Origin of the sequence: Streptomyces zaehneri, from assembly GCF_032248645.1 — a bacterium.
Taxonomy (GTDB): Bacteria; Actinomycetota; Actinomycetes; order Streptomycetales; family Streptomycetaceae; genus Streptomyces; species Streptomyces coriariae.
On record NZ_JASTTJ010000097.1, the window covers coordinates 1 to 255 of the forward strand.

1 protein-coding gene is annotated in these 255 nt (G+C 71.4%); it reads left to right on the top strand.

Features of this window, described 5'->3' with window-relative positions:
- On the top strand, positions 1-255 hold a 255-nt coding region (locus QQM72_RS40805; RefSeq protein ID WP_314225852.1), incomplete at both ends, for an acyltransferase domain-containing protein.

The following is a 255-nucleotide window of genomic DNA, read 5'->3' on the forward strand; positions in this document are numbered from 1 at the left end:
GGGCGTCGGTGGGTGTGGTGCCGGCTGCGGGGGAGGGTCATTCGCAGGGTGAGATCGCGGCGGCGTGTGTGGCGGGTGTGTTGTCGCTGGAGGATGCCGCTCAGGTGGTGGCGGTACGCAGCCAGGTGATTGCGCGCAGTCTGGCGGGCCGGGGTGGTATGGCGTCGGTGGCGCTGTCCGAGACTGAAGTGGCGGAGCGTATCGAGCGGTGGGCCGGCCGTGTGGAGGTGGCGGCGGTCAACGGTCCCACGTCGG